The organism is Lysinibacillus canaveralius, from assembly GCF_047301505.1.
GTDB lineage: Bacteria > Bacillota > Bacilli > Bacillales_A > Planococcaceae > Lysinibacillus_B.
On record NZ_CP154840.1, the window covers coordinates 2,121,512 to 2,141,067 of the forward strand.

15 protein-coding genes, 1 pseudogene and 2 riboswitches are annotated in these 19,556 nt (G+C 40.4%); of the genes and pseudogenes, 12 read left to right on the forward strand and 4 right to left on the reverse strand.

Annotation, left to right across the window (positions count from 1 at the left end; all coding sequences use genetic code 11):
* Positions 1-121 precede the first annotated feature (121 nt).
* Positions 122-607, forward strand: a complete 486-nt coding sequence (locus AA0Y26_RS10700) for a tetratricopeptide repeat protein (RefSeq protein WP_413367702.1) — start codon at positions 122-124, stop codon at positions 605-607.
* A gap of 187 nt (positions 608-794) precedes the next feature.
* On the forward strand, positions 795-1,319 hold the full coding sequence (locus AA0Y26_RS10705; protein WP_413367704.1) for a GNAT family N-acetyltransferase: 525 nt from the start codon (positions 795-797) through the stop codon (positions 1,317-1,319).
* Positions 1,320-1,401: 82 nt separating this feature from the next.
* On the opposite strand, the pseudogene AA0Y26_RS10710 reads toward AA0Y26_RS10705, so the two are convergent.
* Positions 1,402-1,977: pseudogene (locus tag AA0Y26_RS10710) on the reverse strand (GNAT family N-acetyltransferase).
* A 194-nt stretch (positions 1,978-2,171) separates the two neighbouring features.
* Between AA0Y26_RS10710 and AA0Y26_RS10715 the strand changes: the two are divergent.
* Positions 2,172-3,209, forward strand: coding sequence for an LCP family protein (locus AA0Y26_RS10715; RefSeq protein ID WP_413367706.1), 1,038 nt, complete (start codon positions 2,172-2,174; stop codon positions 3,207-3,209).
* 45 nt (positions 3,210-3,254) lie between these two features.
* Positions 3,255-4,106: an alpha/beta fold hydrolase gene (locus AA0Y26_RS10720; protein WP_413367708.1), complete on the forward strand. Its 852-nt coding sequence runs from the start codon at positions 3,255-3,257 to the stop codon at positions 4,104-4,106.
* Positions 4,107-4,192: 86 nt separating this feature from the next.
* On the opposite strand, the gene AA0Y26_RS10725 is transcribed toward AA0Y26_RS10720, so the two are convergent.
* On the reverse strand, positions 4,193-4,381 hold the full coding sequence (locus AA0Y26_RS10725; RefSeq protein WP_413367710.1) for a hypothetical protein: 189 nt from the start codon (positions 4,379-4,381) through the stop codon (positions 4,193-4,195).
* Positions 4,382-4,563: 182 nt separating this feature from the next.
* Positions 4,564-5,823, reverse strand: a complete 1,260-nt coding sequence (locus tag AA0Y26_RS10730) for an MFS transporter (RefSeq protein WP_413367712.1) — start codon at positions 5,821-5,823, stop codon at positions 4,564-4,566.
* Between the two features lie 144 nt (positions 5,824-5,967).
* Between AA0Y26_RS10730 and AA0Y26_RS10735 the strand changes: the two genes are divergently transcribed.
* Positions 5,968-7,182: a helix-turn-helix domain-containing protein gene (locus AA0Y26_RS10735; protein ID WP_413367714.1), complete on the forward strand. Its 1,215-nt coding sequence runs from the start codon at positions 5,968-5,970 to the stop codon at positions 7,180-7,182.
* 300 nt (positions 7,183-7,482) lie between these two features.
* A complete protein-coding gene (locus AA0Y26_RS10740) occupies positions 7,483-8,124 on the forward strand; it encodes an HAD-IA family hydrolase (RefSeq protein ID WP_413367716.1) in 642 nt (213 codons plus the stop codon).
* 88 nt (positions 8,125-8,212) lie between these two features.
* Here the strand turns inward: AA0Y26_RS10740 and AA0Y26_RS10745 are convergent, their stop codons facing one another.
* Positions 8,213-8,761, reverse strand: a complete 549-nt coding sequence (locus AA0Y26_RS10745; protein WP_413367718.1) for a GNAT family N-acetyltransferase — start codon at positions 8,759-8,761, stop codon at positions 8,213-8,215.
* A 522-nt stretch (positions 8,762-9,283) separates the two neighbouring features.
* Between AA0Y26_RS10745 and AA0Y26_RS10750 the strand changes: the two genes are divergently transcribed.
* The 6 genes from AA0Y26_RS10750 (at position 9,284) to cobJ (ending at position 19,548) form a co-directional block, all read left to right on the forward strand.
* Positions 9,284-11,761 (forward strand): YhgE/Pip family protein, encoded by a 2,478-nt coding sequence (locus AA0Y26_RS10750; protein WP_413367720.1) that lies wholly within the window; start codon positions 9,284-9,286, stop codon positions 11,759-11,761.
* A 271-nt stretch (positions 11,762-12,032) separates the two neighbouring features.
* On the forward strand, positions 12,033-14,234 hold the full coding sequence (locus tag AA0Y26_RS10755) for a 5'-nucleotidase C-terminal domain-containing protein (RefSeq protein ID WP_413367722.1): 2,202 nt from the start codon (positions 12,033-12,035) through the stop codon (positions 14,232-14,234).
* Between the two features lie 102 nt (positions 14,235-14,336).
* Positions 14,337-15,329: an adenosylcobinamide-phosphate synthase CbiB gene (gene cbiB / locus AA0Y26_RS10760; RefSeq protein WP_413368161.1), complete on the forward strand. Its 993-nt coding sequence runs from the start codon at positions 14,337-14,339 to the stop codon at positions 15,327-15,329.
* Positions 15,304-16,377, forward strand: a complete 1,074-nt coding sequence (locus tag AA0Y26_RS10765; protein WP_413367724.1) for a pyridoxal phosphate-dependent aminotransferase — start codon at positions 15,304-15,306, stop codon at positions 16,375-16,377. The genes cbiB and AA0Y26_RS10765 overlap by 26 nt, the downstream gene beginning before the upstream one ends.
* A complete protein-coding gene (locus AA0Y26_RS10770; RefSeq protein WP_413367726.1) occupies positions 16,361-16,936 on the forward strand; it encodes a histidine phosphatase family protein in 576 nt (191 codons plus the stop codon). The genes AA0Y26_RS10765 and AA0Y26_RS10770 overlap by 17 nt, the downstream gene beginning before the upstream one ends.
* Before the next feature lie 39 nt (positions 16,937-16,975).
* Positions 16,976-17,160, forward strand: a riboswitch (cobalamin riboswitch).
* 377 nt (positions 17,161-17,537) lie between these two features.
* A riboswitch (cobalamin riboswitch) is annotated at positions 17,538-17,719 on the forward strand.
* Between the two features lie 212 nt (positions 17,720-17,931).
* Positions 17,932-19,548, forward strand: a complete 1,617-nt coding sequence (gene cobJ, locus AA0Y26_RS10775; RefSeq protein ID WP_413367728.1) for a precorrin-3B C(17)-methyltransferase — start codon at positions 17,932-17,934, stop codon at positions 19,546-19,548.
* Positions 19,549-19,556 lie beyond the last annotated feature (8 nt).

The following is a 19,556-nucleotide window of genomic DNA, read 5'->3' on the forward strand; positions in this document are numbered from 1 at the left end:
TGAAAGTAGGTTACTAAGGCTTTTTCTAATGTAGAAAGGGTCTTTTGTATTCCTTTAATTTCCAATGTGTATATAATAGTTAATAAATAATGAGTGAGTTATGTAAAGGGAGTGTGAAAAAATGGAAGAATCAATTAAAAAAGCCCTGTTATTACGCGAGAAAGGACAGCTGACGGAGTCAAATGAGCTTCTATTAGAGGTGGCAGGGCTTCATCCAGAGGATGCCTACCTGCAATATCAAGTTGCCTGGAGCTTTGATTTACTTGGTGAGGAAGCAAAGGCTGTACCGCATTATGAACGGGCAATAGAACTTGGATTAGAGGAAGTAGATTTGCAGGGAGCTATGATCGGGCTTGGGAGCACATATCGTACACTCGGACGGTATGAAGAAGCGAGAAAGCTTCTTGAGGATGGATTGTCCCAGTTTCCTGAAAATGGGGCGATGAAAGTATTTTATGCGATGACGCTTTACAATTTGCATGATCACCGTGAGGCAATGGGAATTTTGCTGAAAACCATCGCTAATGAAACAGCTAACGAGGAAATCAGCAGTTACAAAAAGGCAATAGGGTTCTATGCTGATCATTTGGATGATGTGTGGGAATAAGAACATATACATGAAAAACGCTGGTTTACCGGGACGCAGCAATAAACACTTTTTAGAATGTGAATATGACCGCAGATGATTATGGTTCGACATATTCGGATCTATAAATGAGTTTTAAAAAGGAACATTTTGATTGGTGATTTGCCGATTAAAAATAAGATATTACATACGTTACTGGAGGGGCCCAATGGAATATAAATTACTAGAAAATGAAATAGATGAACTGATACAACTATACATACAAAACAATTGGCCGTATCACGGAAATGAAAAGGTTACGGAAGAATCCATTCGAAAGTCCTTCAACCAAGGCTACTACCAGAAGGAACGCGAAACGTATTGGATTATCGATGATGGCATAAAAGTTGGGCTTTTATTGATCCATGATATGAATGACTCTATCCCGCTTTTTGATATTCGGCTGGATGAGAAGCAGCGGGGCAAGGGATATGGTGTAAAGGCGCTCAAATGGCTGCAAGACTATCTATTTGGAACAAAACACAAAATCCGTGTAGAAGGTTATACAAGAGCAGACAATATAGGGATGCGTAAATGCTTTTCAAAAGCGGGTTTTGTAAAGGAAGGCTATCTGAGAAAAGCTTGGGAAAATGCTGACGGGACAATTTCGGATACTGTTCTTTACGGTGCGATAAAGGAAGGTTGGGAGCACAAGGTTATTACGCCAACAGAAATCGATGCAGTTCCATATTAAAAATATAAAAGCGTATCCAAAATTACGGAAAGGAAATCGCACCTTCGTAATCGGATCGCTTTTTTAGGTTTAGCAGTATAAATTATTCGTTAGAAGTTACAGAAAAATTAGTATTGCTTTCGTTCCAGTCAGTTTTTAAATAACTAAAGGTAAGTATATCCTCATAATGGTCATAAAGCCACTGCCCATCGCGCTTTATTCCTTCTTGGAGAAAGCCTAGTTTAACTGGTATGGCAATACCTTTTACATTGTTTTTCGCACACTGGATCTCTATTCGATGAAGATCAAGTACTTCAAAAAGGTAGCACATCAATGCCTTTATACTTTTTGTGATAATGCCCTTTCCCTGTACATCTTCTGCTAAGAAATAACCGATACTAGTCGACTTGTTTTTCCAATCAATATAATGCAGCGCAATCATGCCAACAAGCTGACCATTATACCGAATGCCAGCATCAAACCCGCTATTCCTTGCGTAATTATCCAGCCACATTGGAATAATTGAATTAAAATCCTCTGCCGATTTCCTCTTGTCAACCCATCACAGCCATTGACGCAGATGACTTCGATTGCGGTCTACCAATTCAAATAGCTCGTTCTTATGATGCTGTTGTAACAGTTCTATTTCGATCTGCTCATTTACTTTGTAAGAAAACATAGTAATCTCCTTTGTCTTGTACTTATACATCCAAACATTTTTGACACTCCATTTATAGCTTATATTGAATAGATTAAATATAGTGGAATTAATTGGTTTAAATGTTATATAATTTTATATAAATTTTATAACATCTATATAAAATTGGAAATTTAAAATGAACAGCGGTGTTTAACTGCAAGAGAGGATTTAGTATGGAGAGGCAATCAAGAAGATCTAGAAGAGCTCGACCGAAGAAAAAATTTTTAAAATATATCTTAATAATTGGTTCAATTTTGCTTTTATTGACATCGAGTTTCGGGGCATATGCCTTTATAAAAGCCAAGAATGCGTATGATCGTTCACAAGTGGATTTAAACAGAGCGGGAGGCAAATCTGATTTAAGAGAGGAGGAGGTCACATTTAATGATCCCTTTTCTGTTTTATTATTAGGGGTTGAGAACTATTCAAGCGGTGATAAGAGCGGACGGGCAGACACTCAAATTGTGATGACGATTGACCCGGCTGCTTCTGAGATTCATATGGTAACAGTTCCAAGAGATACAAGGGTCAATATTGAAAATGCTGGAGAGTATTCGGGAATACATAAATTGAATGCGGCCTATAGCTACGGAGCAATAACGGGCTATGGGGCAATCAAGCTTCAAGTAGAAACGGTGGAAAAACTGCTTAACATTCCTATCGATAATTTTGTTGCGGTGAATTTTGACGGGTTCAGGGACATTGTCGATGCACTTGGCGGTGTCACAATTGATATAAAAGAAGATTTCTGGGAAGAAAATTTCTACGACCGATCGAAAATCGAATTTAAAAAGGGAGTTGCCCAGCTAAACGGCGAAGAGTCGCTTGCTTTTGTACGAATGAGAAAGCTAGCGGTCAATGCGGTATACTCCCGTGAGGAAAGACAGCGGCAGTTTTTAGCAGCTACAATTGATGAAGCAATGTCTGCAGGAACCATATTTAAGATTGGACAAATTACCGATATTTTAGGGAACAATGTAGAAACCGATTTAACGGCTAAGCAAATCTATGCCTTGCAAAAACAGTTCTCTAAATCCAACAACTTATCGATCAATACAATCGATATACAAGGTGCGGACCATTTAATAGACGGTATTTCGTACTATATAGCGGAAGAACAAAGCTTAAATAATGTTAGTTTCGAATTGCGCAGCATATTAAAGTTAGATAATGACGAAAGCTTTAGAACAAATGCGGAGTTTATTAATTAGTAGTTGATTGGTATAACTAATGAAAAACAACAAGGGGGCAAGGCTATGTGGGAACGTTTCATGATCGATTCACCAAGAGGGATATATGAAGTATTTACTACAGGACAGGGTAAACCAGTGTGTGTGACACATCTATACAGTGCATTCAATGAAAATGGAAATTTGTTTGCATCCAAATTCACAAAGCACCATCAAGTGTTTTTAGTCAATTTAACGGGGTGTGGAAATTCCCGAGCTGCCTGTTCTGATGATGAATATAGTATGGAAGATAGCGTGAAGGACCTGGAAGCGGTACGTGAGTCCTTAGGAATAGAACAATGGATATTTGCAGGTCATTCAACCGGGGGGATGCTTGGACTGAAATATGCCATTATGTATCCAGGACGCTTGGAAAAAATCATTGTAGGGGGACTGTGTCCATCTGCTGAGTATATGAACCATAAAGATAGTATTTATTGTCGTGCTAATCCTAATAACAAAAGGATACTAGAAATATTAGCACTGCTGGGGAACCCCGAGACAACTATCGAAAAGCGAAGAGAAGTGAATAAGGAATGGTCACTTATGTCCTTATATAATGAGCAGGCCTACGAGGAGATGGTCAGTCGCCCGAATAGCGGGAAAACAGTTTCGCCGAGGCTTGATTATTACTCATATAAGGAACTCCCTTCATATGATTTACGAGAACAGTTGAAGACTGTTGGTGTGCAAGCCTTTGTATATGCCGGCAAATATGATGCGCAGTGTCCGTATGAATATGGTGTGGAGACAGCAGAACTGATGCCAAACGCACAATTCCAGCCTTTCTTGCGAAGCAATCATTTCCCTTTTATTGAGGAGGAAGAGGCGTTTGAGGAATTTGTGGAGCGAGCATTGTACGAGGAAATAAAATCTTAAAGAGACCTATTCATTTGATGATATATCAAAAGGAATATGTGAAAAACCTGCTCATCAAATAAAGATGTGAGCAGGTTCTTTTACATTTAAAGGGGAGATACACCTTTCCTTTTTACTTCAATCAAGAAAAAAGTTATCCAGCTGTTAATCGGTATAAAAAATAGTAATACGTTTATACCTAAACTGCCAAAAATACCATCTGTCTGTTTATGAAAAACTAGTGTGTCATATTTATATAAAATCATAGCAGCTGCGGTTAAAATCATTGCATTCACTAGGAGAGCGGTCCATCTACTGTGGCTTTTGTTATTCCTCCATGTAAGAATACAGAAGGCGGCGATTGTAGAGAGCAGAAAGGACCAAAGAATAATAAGCAAACTAACGATAGACAATCATCATTCTCCTCACTTTACCATTTGAATTTGTATATCAAATTAAGTTCACCGCTGCAAACAAGCTAGAACAAGGATTTACTGTTTTCCAGCTCAGGATAAAATTTTCGTAACAGCGGCCTGCCGATTAGATAAAGCGTAACGAGGAATAAAACGGATCCTGTAGCCAGTAACGTCCAAGTACCACTGATGAAATCAAATAGAACACCATACAACATCATACTAAGCGGTGAAAGAATCTGGCCAGTTACTTCGAGAAAACTAAATACTCTTCCTTTCAGTCCGTCATCAATGCTTTTTTGCAGCATAACTCCTACAGGGGTATTGATATAAATAATAATCATCCCGTAACTTAACGCGATAATAAGGAAATAACCGACTTTAAAGAAATAATCAAACGAGAATATTAAAGGGATGGGCATGCAGAGCATTAACAAGCTGATCGCCAGTATCCCTTTTTTTGCATTCAACAATGGGAATCTAAATTCCTGCTTTACAGAAAGAATGACCGAAGCAATCAGCATACCTAAAGCGAACATTCCCTCTATAACACCAAAATGAGCTGGACGGATATTCGATTCTTCCAGAACAATGAATGGCATCCCTACAACAACGCAGACAGCAAAGAAATTAATGACTAATGAAATGATGACAAGGATTGATAGCAGCTGATCATTTTTCACATATTGAAAACCGGTTTTTAGGCTCTCTACAAACTTTTCGTGATGAGCAGCCGGATCAGCATGATGGAACAATTTGAAGTTCATCGTCGATACAACAAGGATTGTGATAAGTAATCCGATTAATTGAATGAGTAAAAAGAGATGAATAGAGACAAATCCAAAAAGACTCCCTGCAATGATGGGACCTAGAACCATGGAAAAAGAGCTGGCAGCCTGATTCATCGTAACAGCTTTTTGAATATGTTCTTGCTGCACTAGGCTTGAAATGGAGGAGCTCAATGCCACACCTGTAAATAAAGATGTAATGGATAAAAGGATAGTTGCTGTATAGAGGGCTGGTAAAGAGAATTCGTAAATTGTACTAAACAGTAGAAGAGAGGTCATGATAGCAGCTGCACTTATTCGGGAAACTAAAACAATTGCCTTTCTAGAATATCGATCGACTAGATAACCGGCTAAAGGGGCAAGAATCGCTCTTGGAAGTGCGGATAGCATCAAATTGAGCGCAAAGCTAATGGCAGATCCCGTAGCAGCAAGGATATAAAGGCTAATACCAAATGTATAGATGCCATTGCCTAATCCAGAAACAAGCTCACTTACTGTATAAGCCCATAAATTGTATTTAGAAGTTTTCTTTTCCATTATCAGACCGCCTTTTTTAATGTTGTTAAAATAATTTTACATAATTAGGTTAATAATTACAATATTTTTTAATTTAATTAAAAATTCAACTTCTGTTTTAATAGATATTTTTCTGTATAATGAAAGAAAAGGGGCTGGAAAATATTGAATACACTAGGGAAAAGAATTAAAACATTAAGAAAAAAGAAAAATGCAACGCTTGAACATGTCTGTGGAAATCAAATGTCTGTTTCTATGCTTAGTCTTATTGAAAATGATAAAGCACAGCCCTCTGTGGAAAAATTGGCTTACATTGCCCAGAGGCTGGAAGTTAATATTGAGGAGCTGCTCGTTGATATAAGCATCGAAGAGGTACGAACGCTATATCAAGAAGCGCGGCAGTTTTTCGACAACCAGGAATTTCAAAAAGCTATTCAAGTAGTTGAAAAGATAGCAGAAATTGAATTGCCGATAGCCTTTGAGAGTGCTAAGTTATACGAGGTTTATGGTCTCTCAAAGTGTAAAATGGAGGCAGATCATTGGGAAGAGGATATTAAAAAAGCACACGATTTGTATTCCTCGCTCAATTTTTATGGTGAGTGTGCCAAAATGGATTTGTTCGTTATCGCCCATTTAACTTATGAGCAGCATTATGAGCGGGCATATCATTATTTAAGAGACAAGACTAACTTATACAGCAGTCTAAGCACTACATTAGATAAAATAGATGAGCTTGAATTTTTGTATTACCGTCTGGTTCTGCTTTTTGCGAAAGGCAGTTATGAGGAAGCATTGACTGTACTTGATCAGGCAATTGAATTCTCAAAGCGCTATTCCCTTTTTTATCGATTAGAAGAGTTATACCGAATCGCTTGTTTTTGTGCCATGTTTGAGGGAGAAACAGAGAGAGTGCAGTTCTTTATAAAGAAACTGTATCAGTTAGGCCGCTTTATGGACAATCAAGAGACAATCGCTTCTGTGTTTTTGATTAAAGCACATTACTACAATGAATACTTACACCAATTCTCTAAGGCACATCAATCCATCGAACGATTTAGGAAGATGTTTGACCAGGAGGGTGAACCCTATTACTTTATGGAAAAAGGAAAGGCATTTTTTGGGGAAGAACAGTATCAGCAAGCACTTCTGCATCTAGAACAGATAGGGGAAATTGGAAATGGGCAGCACCCTTTAAATTTAGCGATAATTTACGTGATAGATGCCTATATTGCACGCTGCCACTATTATTTGGGCAACAAGAAGGAAGCTATGCGCTATGCAAAAAAAGCATGGGCAAAGATAAAAAATGAGGTGCCGCAAATTGCTCATTACAAGGAATTCATCTACGAAACATTCGTCATTATGATGGAGAATGAATAGTGCTTAATAAGGAGGCAGCAGTCGTTTACAGATGAAATGATCGTTTTGAATTGACAGAATGCTTATCAAGTAGGGATATTACTCGAAAATGAAGAAGGAAAATTACCTCATCCTCAAACCATTTTAACGATAAATCGTCATTTATAAGGAGTGTACGGCTGTGCTGTGTAGCGGAAGTGAAATTTTGAAAAAGATTGAATACTAGGATAGACTATTTTGACCGTTGGTATGTCCTGGTGCCACAATACTTAGACGATAGCACAGTCTTACTCTACACTACTAAACAAGGAGGAATCAGTCATGAAATCAGCCATCATATTCGACATGGACGGTACATTATTCCAAACAAATCTTATTTTAGAGCCGGCACTTGAGGCAACTTTTGATGTATTACGCGGGGAAAGCTTATGGGAGGGTGATACGCCAATCGATAAATACCGGGAAATCATGGGGGCGACCCTGCCGGAAGTTTGGCAAACGTTATGTCCGAACCATTCAGAGGAAATTCGTGAAAGAAGTAATGCACTCTTTCATGAGCAGTTAATCCAATTAATAAAGGGGCAAAAAGGAGCTCTCTATCAGCAGGCAGAAGAAACACTTGAACAACTAAGCAGCAAATACCGCTTGTATATTGCAAGCAATGGTCAGGTGGAGTATTTAAAGGCAATTGTAGAAACATACAATCTTAACCGTTTTATAGAACATACATATAGTATCGAGCTTATTGAATCGGGGAATAAGTCGGAGCTTGTGCAGCTGGTCAAGACAGAAAATGACATCAAAAGCGGATTTGTTGTGGGTGACCGGGCGTCTGATATTCGTGCAGCAAAAGATAATGACTTGACTTCCATCGGTGTCCGCTTCGATTTTTCCCAGGAAAGTGAATTAAACAAGGCAGATTATGTAGTAGATTCACTTTCGGAATTATTATTAATCGTTTAAAAATAAAAAGAAGATGCTTATCAGCAACTAACCAGGTAAGCATCTTTTTTCTATGGAGCACATTCGTGCGGTTGTATCAGTAAAAGATTTATTCGTAAGGGTTGAGTATGCCGTAATGAAGTAAATCTTCGTAACGGCCGTCTTTTCTAATATGGTCGATAAGAATGCCTTCTTTTTTCATACCTAGCTTTTCCATTACTTTGCCTGATGCTGGATTAGAAGCAAAGTAGCGGGCAAATACCTTATGGTAGCTCTTTACTTTAAAGGCAAACTGTAAAAGTGCTTCCGCTGCCTCTGTTGCATAGCCATTACCCCAGAATTCCTCTCCAATCCAATAGGCAAGCTCGCCATTATTAAAATGATGGTTATGACTTAAGGCAATGGCTCCGAATAATTCGCCAGTTTCGTTATCGGTAATAGCAAATTCATAGGACCTTTCTGCTTTAAAATTGTCCGCATGTCGATTAATCCAAGATACTGCATCTTCTACCTTGTATGGAAAGGGAAGATACATGGTACTTTTATAAATATTGTAGTTATTGCATAGTCCAGCTACGTTCGCAGCGTCAGATTTGTCGAACAGTCTTAATCGTAGTCTTTTTGTTGTAATCGTTTTAACATTTTCATCAAAAAGCATAAAATATTCCCTCCATCTATTTGTGTGATTTTCATCGCCCGTATCTTGGATTTTAGGCGGTTGTTAAGAGCACTAGGTGCTTAAAAAAGTTCAAGGTAACAGGTTAAGGGATAGTAAAGCCTATGAAACAATAGAGAAACAGCAGGTGTATGATTTATAAATGTAACATATGAATTTCCAAAAATGCACAAAAATATATGATTAGATAGGTCATTAGCGAGTCAGCTAAAAATGAAAACTGGAAAAAAATAGTGAGGAGAAAAATGCTATTGTTAAAATTTTCACAATATTCAAAACGAATAACGATTAAGGTATAAAAACCTATCTATATAGGCATATATAATCAGTAAAATTATATATCACTATTATGTTGGTAAGCAAAATTATTATTTAAACGACAAGATTTTATACATAAAGCAGAAAATAATTGAAAAATTGATGGAAAATTTGAAATTAATAGAATATATTGTTTATAGAGATAGGCGACTATCTCGATTTAAAGCTTAATAAAGGGGGTTTTGTATGGGGGCATTTGGTTTACTACGATCAGAACTTCAAAAGCTGATCGGCAATAAGGCACTGCTCTTTACACTGATTGGTGTGCTGTTAGTACCAATCGTGTATGTAGCAGTATTGTTGTCTGCGAAATGGGGACCGTATGACAACATGGATAATCTTCCGGTTGCGATTGTCAATAATGACAAAGGCGCGATATCGGATGGGAATCCAATCCATGTGGGAGATGACCTTGTGGAGACACTGAAGGATAGTCCAACACTCGGCTGGCATTTTGTCTCAAAGGAAGAAGCAGATGCAGGCTTGAAAGAGAATGACTATTACATGGTCATTGAAATTCCAGAGGATTTCTCACAGAAAATTACCACAGTGTTAGATGCGGAGCCTCAAATACCAGAAATTCGATACATTAAGAATGAAGGTATGAACTTTATGGCCTCGCAAGTGACGAACAGTGCTGTCGAACGTATTAAGGAGCAGCTTGGGGATAAAATTACAGCAACTTTTGCGTCTACTGTGTTCGGCAAATTCCCGGAAATTGCAGAAGGATTCATGGCCGGAGCAGACGGTTCACAGCAAATTCTGGACGGCACAATCAGTTTGTCAGAAGGAACGGATCAAATTTTGACTTCTTTGACTGAAAAAGCTCCTGATATTGAGCGGTTAGCAACAGGGGCTAAGCAGGCAGACACTGGAGCAGCGACTTTATTAAGTGCTGTTGATAGCGGGACTGGGGACATCAAGCGTTTAGCAGATGGCTCAGGGCAGCTAGCACAAGGGGCAAACCAAATCGGAACCGGTTCTTCGCAACTTGCCACAGGAGCAAAATCTCTAGGAACAGGTGCTAATCAAGTTCTTGCAGGCTTGACTGATTTAAAAGGCGGCCAAAACCAAGTTCTTGGAGGGCTTCAGCAATTAAAAGGCGGTGCCCCGCAAGTATTAGAAGGAATCCAATCAGCTCAGGCGGGTTCTGAGAAGCTCGTTACAGGATTACAGACAGTTCAGCAAGGTACGAGTGCTTTAGATTCAAATTTGAGCTCTATTGCTGTCCAAGTATCGACGCTGAATAACTCGATTCCAACATTGGCGGGAGGTATAGATGGTTTAGGAACTGCAGCAGGGCAGTTAAGTCAATTGGCGAAGGCAATTGCAGGAGCGAATAGCGAGCTTGCACAATCTCAGGAGTATCAGCAATTATTAAAGCTTGCAGAAGGTATTAATACGAACCTTCAAGGCATGAAAGAAAATGTTAGTGCTTTGCCAAAGCAAGTAGAAACGCTTTCTGGTGGCCTGACACAACTAGCAGGTGTAGCATCACAGGTGAATCAAGGTATTGGCGCGACAGTGGAGGGCAGCCAGTCATTAAATGAAGGGCTTGGACAATTGGTTGCAGGGCAAACATCGGTAGTTGGCGGCATCGACAAGTTAGTTGCAGGACAGCAGCAAGCTGTTGCCGGCGTTGATAAACTGGTTGCAGGACAACAACAGGTAGCAGGAGGGGCAAATTCTCTAGCAGATGGCGCTGTAAAATTAAACGCTGGGGCTTCCGCATTTGTAAGTGGTGCCAATCAAGTAGCAGCAGGTAACACTAGGTTAATGTCATCGTGGTCGACACTGCGTAACGGCATTGCCGAGCTGAAGGCCGGTACAGCGCAAATCAGTACTGGAAATGCGACAGTAGCAACTGGCTGGAACTCACTGACAGACGGTGTAACACAATTGAATGACGGAACAGTTCGTTTGCAAGATGGCAGTAAGGAGTTGGCAACTGCTTTAGCAGGCGGTGCAGAAGAAGTTGGGGCAGTGCAGGTTTCAGAGGCAAATATAGCAATGTTTGCAAGCCCTGTTAAACTAGTGGGTGAAAATGTGAACCCTTATAAATACTATCGAGACTCTACAGCTCCATACATCTTATCGCTGGCACTATTCGTAAGTATGCTGATTTTATCTTTCTTCATTGATTTTAAACGCCCGGCGACGAGTCCTTCTTCAGCGATTAGCTGGTATATCAGCAAATGGTTAAAACTGGCGCTGTTTGCAGTACTGCAGGCATTATTAGTATCCGTGTTTGTTTTGGTCGTGCTGCAGTTAGCTGTTACAAATATTTTATTGTTTATCCTATTTGCCATTTTCGTTAGCTTGACATTTATGTCGATCATTTTCTTCCTGATAGCGGTCGGCAATAATATTGGACGATTTGTAGGATTGGCATTCATCGTATTACAATTATCCATTACAGGATCGAATTTACCGATTCCAATGCTGCCAGAAAACATGCAGGTGATTAGTAAGTTCTTGCCGCTAACATATTCGAATGCAGGGTTTAAAGCGGTTATTTCACTAGGTGATACGGCATTGCTCTCATCCAATGCCCTCATACTGCTGATTTTCCTGGCAACAGCATCAATATTAGCGTTAATTGTATTCCTATTTAGCTTCAAAACGTTTTCAACAAATGTAAATACACCAGAAGCACAAGTGTAGAAGGAAAATGCTCCACTGACATTGAGTCTTTGGAGCATTTTTTTTGATGCACTCATCACCAAATAAAAAAGTAGTTCTATCATGAATAAAGGATTTATATCGTTTCTTTAAGCCAAGCTAATAAAAATCATATGCTAGAATTGATAAAAACTATAAGTTTTACAAAAGCTTTAAAATAAAGAGGGGGAATTTAAAAGAATAATTGTAGAATAGTTGGGGCTTATTATGTAAAATGGAAATGTGGCAATTATCTCGAATGGAGGGTATTTTATTGAAGAAACGTAAGTTATTTCTCACAGCAGGTGCTGTGACTGCAGGCCTAGTAGCTGTTACAGGGGTATCAGCAAATACAGGATTTACAGATGTAAAGGAGACTAACTCCCATTATCAAAATATTCTTGCATTGCAAGAAGCGGGTGTCATTAAAGGGTATTCGGATGGCACATTTAAGCCAGGACATGCTGTTACGCGTGGTCAAGCTGCAAAAATGCTTGTTAATGCGTTTGAATTAGAAAAAGGCACTGCAGGCACTCCATTCACTGATGTAGCATCATCTAATGAATATCATGATGCGATTCAAACTTTGGCGAGCCAAGGAATTATTAAAGGATATTCAGATGGCACTTTCAAGCCGAACCAGCCGATTACTCGTGGCCAGTTTTCTAAAATCCTGACGAAGATTCTAAATATTACAGGTGAGGGAACACTACCTTTTAAAGACATCTCGACTGGTAATGAGTACTACAGTTCAATTGCTGCATTATATGAAAACGGCCTGACAAAAGGTACATCAGCTACTACATACAGTCCATATGCAAATGTAACACGCGGCCAGTTTGCTTCATTCATTGTCCGCGGGTTAGAATGGGCTGAAAAAAATACAGAGCAGCCAACTACTCCGGAAGAAGAAGCATTTGAGTTATCCATCTTACACGTGAATGATACACATGCCCATGTAGAAGCCTTCCCGCAATTAATGACTGCGGTAAATGAAGCGCGTGCAAGCCGTGAGAATTCGCTGCTGCTTCATGCTGGTGATGTGTTCAGCGGTACGCTTTACTTCAATGAGTTTTTAGGACAAGCAGACTTAGAATTCATGAACGCAATGAATTTTGATGCAATGACATTCGGGAACCATGAATTCGATCTAGGCGGAAGCGATGAGGGACATAAAGCATTAACGGAATTCGTTAAAGGTGCCAAATTCCCATTGATTACAGCAAATGTTGATTTCTCAAAAGATCCTTTGTTTGCTGGTATGTTCAGCGACAGCTATGCAGTAACAACAGAGCAAGGGAAAATTTATAATGGCATTATTAAAGAAATCGACGGCGAAAAAGTCGGAATTTTTGGATTAACAACTGAAGAAACAAAAGATATTGCGTTTGTTGGCTCGATTGCATTTGAAAATTACATCGAAGAAGCAAACAAGGCTGTTGCTGCTCTAGAAGCACAAGGCGTAAATAAAATTATCGCCCTTACACATATTGGCTTTAACGATAATCCAAATGTGGATAACGATATCCTGCTGGCAAAAAATGTGGATGGTATTGATATTGTTGTAGGGGGGCATAGTCATGATGGACTAAATGAACCTTACGTAGTAGATACAAATTCAGTTGGAACAGCCAAGGACGCTACATTAATCGTTCAGGCAAATGAATATGGCAAGTTCCTTGGAACAGTCGATGTTTCATTTGACAAAAATGGTGTTGTGACAGAGTATGACGGGCAACTGATTGAAATTGCAAAAGTGGCAGCAGATGAAACTGGTTTGAAAATGCTCGAGCCATACAAAAAGCGTGTAGAGGAAGTTTCAAATAAGGAAATTGGTGTTGAACTGAAAGCAGCATTGGAAAATCCGCGTAAGAGTGACGAGAATCCATTAAGTGTACGTGCAAATGAAACAATTCTTGGTAATTTGATTACAGATGGAATGCGAGCAAAAGCACAGAAATACACGGAGAAAAACGTAGTGCTAGCTATTCAAAATGGTGGTGGTATCCGTGCAGCCATCCCAGCAGGAAAAGTAACTGTTGGACAAGTAATCACAGTTCTTCCATTCGGCAATACACTGGCATTAATGGATGCAACAGGTGCTGAGTTGAAGGCAGCCTTTGAAGTATCAGTGAAAAATGCACCAGAGGAAAACGGAGGCTTCTTACATGTATCAGGAGGCCGCGTAACATATGATTCTTCTAAGCCGGCGGGAGAGCGTATCGTGTCTGTGGAATTATTAAATGAAGACGGTACGTATGCAGCAATTGAAGATACTAAAACATACACGATCGCTACAAATGCGTTCACTGCAAAAGGCGGAGATGGGTTTGATGTATTTAAGGCAGCTTACGAAGAGGGCCGGGTAACAGATTTAGGTTTATCAGATTGGGAAAACTTTGCTGAACATTTAACAAGCGGCATTACAATTCCAACTGAAACAGAAGGTAGAATTGTCGACATAGCAGCTAAATAATATTAGAAGCTATCCCGTTTTTACGGGATGGCTTTTTTGCTTAGAAAAGGGATTTCTTTATAAAGATTATTCAAAAAAATTAAAGCATGTAGTATAGTGGAAATATTTATTGAAAAATATTGTAAAGCAGGTGGTGTTTTGATTCATGTTCTCATCGGTGTCGGTGCTGTATTTGTCGACCGATTACTAGGTGATCCTAAAAAGTGGACGCATCCGGTTGTGTGGATCGGCCGGTTAATTGCTTTTTTAGAAGAGCTATGGAATAAAGACAGCGGGAGAAAATGTAAAGGGTTTCTTCTTGTAGCGGTAACTGTGTTAATAACAGCTTTAACCGTTGGCAGTATTGTTTGGCTCAGCTATATGGTTCATTGGACAATAGGCATATTAGTTGAAATCGCCCTTATCAGTTTGGCATTGGCTCAAAAAAGCTTGGATGAGGCGGCAATGCTTGTCTATAATGCATTACATGCTGGAGACCTGAATACAGCGCGAGAAAAGCTTGGCTGGATTGTTGGGCGGGATACGGAACACTTAGAAGAAAGTGAAATTGTACGAGGTGTGGTTGAAACAGTATCAGAAAATACAAGCGATGGGGTGACAGCCCCTTTGTTTTATGGCTTAGTATTTGGTGCAACCGGTGCCTGGGTGTATAAGGCAATCAATACGCTTGATTCAATGATTGCTTACAAAAATGAACGATATCAGGATTTCGGGTATGCGGCAGCGAAGCTGGATGATGTCGCTAACTTCCTGCCAAGTCGACTAACCGGTTTGTTATTACTTGTCTGTACGAAAGCGGCAATGTATAAGCCGTTTGTAAATCGTTTTGCTGAATGGAAAAATGATGCGAAAAAGCATCCTAGTCCCAATAGCGGTTATTTAGAGGCAGCAACTGCGGTCCAGTTAGGTATACGTCTTGGCGGTGAAAATGCTTATGGGGGAAAAAAATCATTTCGAGCGTATATGGGGCAGCCGATTTTCGTAATGGAAAAAAAGCATATTTTACATTCCATCCAACAAATGTATTTAGTCACTATTTATTTTCTGATTGTTATAGGAGGGATTGTTCTTGCACTATCCAGCACATGGGGCTAATGCAGAGAGCCTGTATCAAATGCTTGGCTTAAAGGTCCCAGAGACTATTATTGATTTAAGTGAAAATGTTAATCCGGCAGGGGTTCCACAATCCGTAAAACAAGCATGGATTTCGATGATTGATGCTGTCTCGCACTATCCAAATGAACAGGCCGAGCCATTCCGCTCGCAAGCAGCACAGTTTCATCAGGTCATACCCGAGCAGGTTATCGCAGGGAATGGAGCTGCTGAATGTCTAATGGTGCTAGCCAGTTATTTTTCAGGGAAAACGGTTGGACTGCTGGAGCCGTCTTTCTCAGAATATAGACGTACCTTGCTGCAAGAAAAAGTACAAGTAGAACAAATTCTTGTCGATGATATTTGTACATATCGTTTTTCTACGGAAAAGCTAAAAAAACAAATGGCAAAGCTTGATGCACTCTATCTATGCAATCCAAATAATCCGACAGGTGTCTTAACATCGAAATTGCAAATAGAGGAACTTTTGCAGTATGGGCGGAAAGTAGAATGTGCCATTGTAGTGGACGAAGCATTTATGGATTGGACAGATGAATCGGAAAGTGTCGTACCTCTTGTCAGTAAATACGAGAATCTTATTGTCCTGCGGTCAATGACAAAAATGTACGCACTGGCAGGGATAAGGCTTGGATATATAATTAGTCAGCGTGCACAGCAGTTCGCTGGATTATTTCCCCATTGGAATGTGAGTGGTGTTGCCATTCAACTAGGATGTCTGTGTCTTCAAGAGCATCTGTATACTAAAGATGCCAGGCAGCATAGTGCAAAAATGAGAAGAGATATAACTGAATTTTTGCAGGAGTATAGGTGTGAGGTATCGAACAGCTCGGCGAATTTTCTATTATTCAAACTGCCGGCAATCTATCATCCTGATCTCTTTTTTGCTTATCTTCTCAAGCGGGGGGTTGTCCTCCGACATACAAAAAATTATACTGGGCTAGATGGAAAATGGTTTAGAGTGGCCTTAAAGCGGCCAGAACAGATGAACATATTTAAGCAGGTGTTGAAGGAATATGTACAAAACAATTAGAATCTATCGGCACGGCGAGACCGAGTGGAATAAGCAGGGATTACTCCAGGGGTGGCTTGATTCGCCGCTGACGAAATGGGGAAAGCGGCAGGCTAAAGCTGTTGATTGGCAGCCGGAAGTTGTGTATGCGAGTGATCTTGGGCGAGCTGTAACGACGGCTCAGCTTATGTTTCCGAGAAAGCATATTATTCAAGATGACCGCTTACGTGAGATATTTTTAGGAGAGTGGCAAGGGCAAGCAGTAAAAGAGCTGCTAAAGCAATCTGCGTATCGCAGTTATTGTGAACAACCCGAAGCATTTACTGCTGTATCACAGGAACCATTCAGCAAAGTAACTGAGCGCATGTTCGAGTTTTTCCAAAGCTTATGTCATGTCTCGCAGCAAAACATTGCTGTTGTTTCACATGGTGTCTCGATTGCTTGTTTGTATGCGGCACTTGAACAGCGCCCTATTTCAACTTTGTGGCAAGAAGGTATGCTCTCAGGCGGGGAATATTTGGTGATTGATTACCGTAATGGAGAGTGGAACGTGAAAAAAATGACTTTACAGAAAATTTAGAGTCATGCTATACTAGGTCCTGTTAATATAACCATATATTGTGATAGTTCTAGTCAAGGTACTACTTTATGTAGTTTAAAAGGGAAGAACGGTGTAAAGCCGTCGCTGTCCCCGCAACTGTAAACGCTGACGATGACGACATAAACCCACTGTATGAAAATACGGGAAGGGCCGTCAAAGGATGAAGCGAAGCCAGGAGACCTGCCTTGCTGGGCGACTGTACATTTCTTCGGGGTATAGGAAGTGGGCGCAGATTTTTTGCGTATCCATTTCAAGCTGCCGAATAAAGAGGCGGCTTTTTTATTTTGTAAATGCTGCTTACGCTTATGACATGTGGACAATGATCAGCGATTAGCATTTTCATGTACTCGAGAAAAGAAAATGGAGAGGCTCAACACTACTTGCCGAATAGTTGATGAGCCAAAAAGCGGTGGCACAAAATGCCACCCTTTTTACAAGGTAAGAAAACTTAAAACTTTGCGTTACTGAACCGTAAAGGCATTAGAGCCAGCTATCCGTGCATGTGGAATTTCCATGTATATGTTCCATAGTACAGCTAAACAGGCGCGAATATGCTGTTCTGACAAGTTTTAAAACAATTGAATAAGCTACATCATAAAGTGCTCAATTACTTGAGATAATAGGGAAGTTCGTGAAAATCGAGCGCAGCCCCCGCTACTGTAATTGCTGATGAAATCACAACACCACTCGCATATAGCGGGGAAGGTGTGAGAGTAAGAGGAAGCAAGAGCCAGGAAACCTGCTTTATGATGCGAAACTGACTTTTCGGAGGGGGAAGTACAGGTAACCAGCGATTGCTGAGAGATGTTTTTGTATATACGATATATAAATTCACAAGCCTGTATTCTTCCGGAAAGGGAATACAGGCTTTTTTTCATGAAATACGAAAGTTTTTTTATGGATATCTGCAAAAGAAAGTTCAACATTTCAGCCGATTTTGGCCGTGAAATGTCTTTCTAATTGGAGGGGACAAATTGGAAAAGGGAAAAATATTCGTTGTCGGCTTTGGTCCTGGCGACTATGAGCATATTACAAAACGTGCAGTGGATGCTCTAAAGCAAAGTGATTATATCATTGGCTACAAAACGTATGTTGAGTTAATCGAGCATCTAGTAACGGCTAAATCTATCGTTAGTACCGGGATGACAGAAGAAGTATCACGCGCGCAGGAAGCTGTTCGCCAGGCAGAAGCAGGAAATATTGTTTCGGTCATTTCAAGTGGGGACGCAGGGGTGTATGGGATGGCTGGTCTCGTATATGAAGTGCTGATTGAACAAGGATGGACTGAAGCAACAGGAGTAGCGGTAGAAGTCGTACCTGGCATCTCAGCAATTAATTCCTGTGCAAGCCTGCTCGGTGCTCCAGTCATGCACGACGCTTGTACGATCAGCTTAAGTGACCATTTAACACCTTGGACAGTTATTGAAAAGCGTATCGAAGCAGCAGCAATGGCAGACTTTGTCGTAGCGTTCTATAATCCGAAAAGCGGCCGCCGTACTAGGCAGATTGTTGAAGCTCAGCGTATTTTACTTAAATACCGCTCGCCGGCAACACCTGTTGGTTTAGTGAAAAGCGCCTACCGTGAAAGTCAGAACATCGTACTGACGACACTCGCTGAAATGCTTGACCATGATATTGGGATGCTGACAACCGTGGTTGTAGGAAACTCTTCGACATTCTTTTATGACAACAAGATTATTACACCAAGAGGATATCAGCGTAAATATACGCTTGGTGAAGAGGTGCAGCCGCTCAAGCCGCATCAGCGCTTGCGCAAGGAAAATGAACCATGGGCACTCGATCAGGAAACAGGTGAAGCACAGACTGGATTTGAAAAAATAGCCGCAATGGAAAAGCCGAAAAAAAGCACGCTGGAAATGGCACATATGGCATTGGAACTTGTTAGCGGGAAATCTTCCGTTATCGTGGAGCAAAAAATCGAATCGATTTTTGAGTTTGCTGTAAGCCCTGGAGTTGCCAATAAAATTATTACACCAAAGCAAATGATGCTTTTAGCGGAGATAGTCGGTGAGGAAGGGACAATTGAATATACACCAGAGCATCGATTGCTTGTGAAAATGCCGACGGAACAGCCGGAAGAGGTTGTAGGTCGCCTGCGTAGTGAAGGGCTGCTTGTACTGCCGATTGGAGACGTGCTGAACGTGAAGGCATGTGATTTCTGCTATGGCGAAAAAGCTGAATCCATACCATATGCAGAAGAAATTGCGCAGACACTTGGTGGAATGAAGCTGCCGAAGGAATTACATATCGGTTTTAACGGCTGCGGAATGGCCTGTTATCGTGCAGTCTTTGATGATATTGGAATCGTTTATCGCAAAAAGAAATTTGATTTATTCATTGGTGCCAAGCCAGTCGGCCGGACAGCTCACGCAGCACAGCCTGTAGCTGAGGGAATAGAGCCGGAAGAAATTGTTCCGCTATTGACGAGGATAATTGATGAATATAAGCAAAATGCACATCCGAACGAGCGCTTGTTCAAATACTTCAAGCGCGTGAAGAAAATTTTGCATTACACGTACCACGATATGAGCTCGAAAATAGAAGTTGAGCCAGCTCCGTGCGGTGATTAGGAGGATTT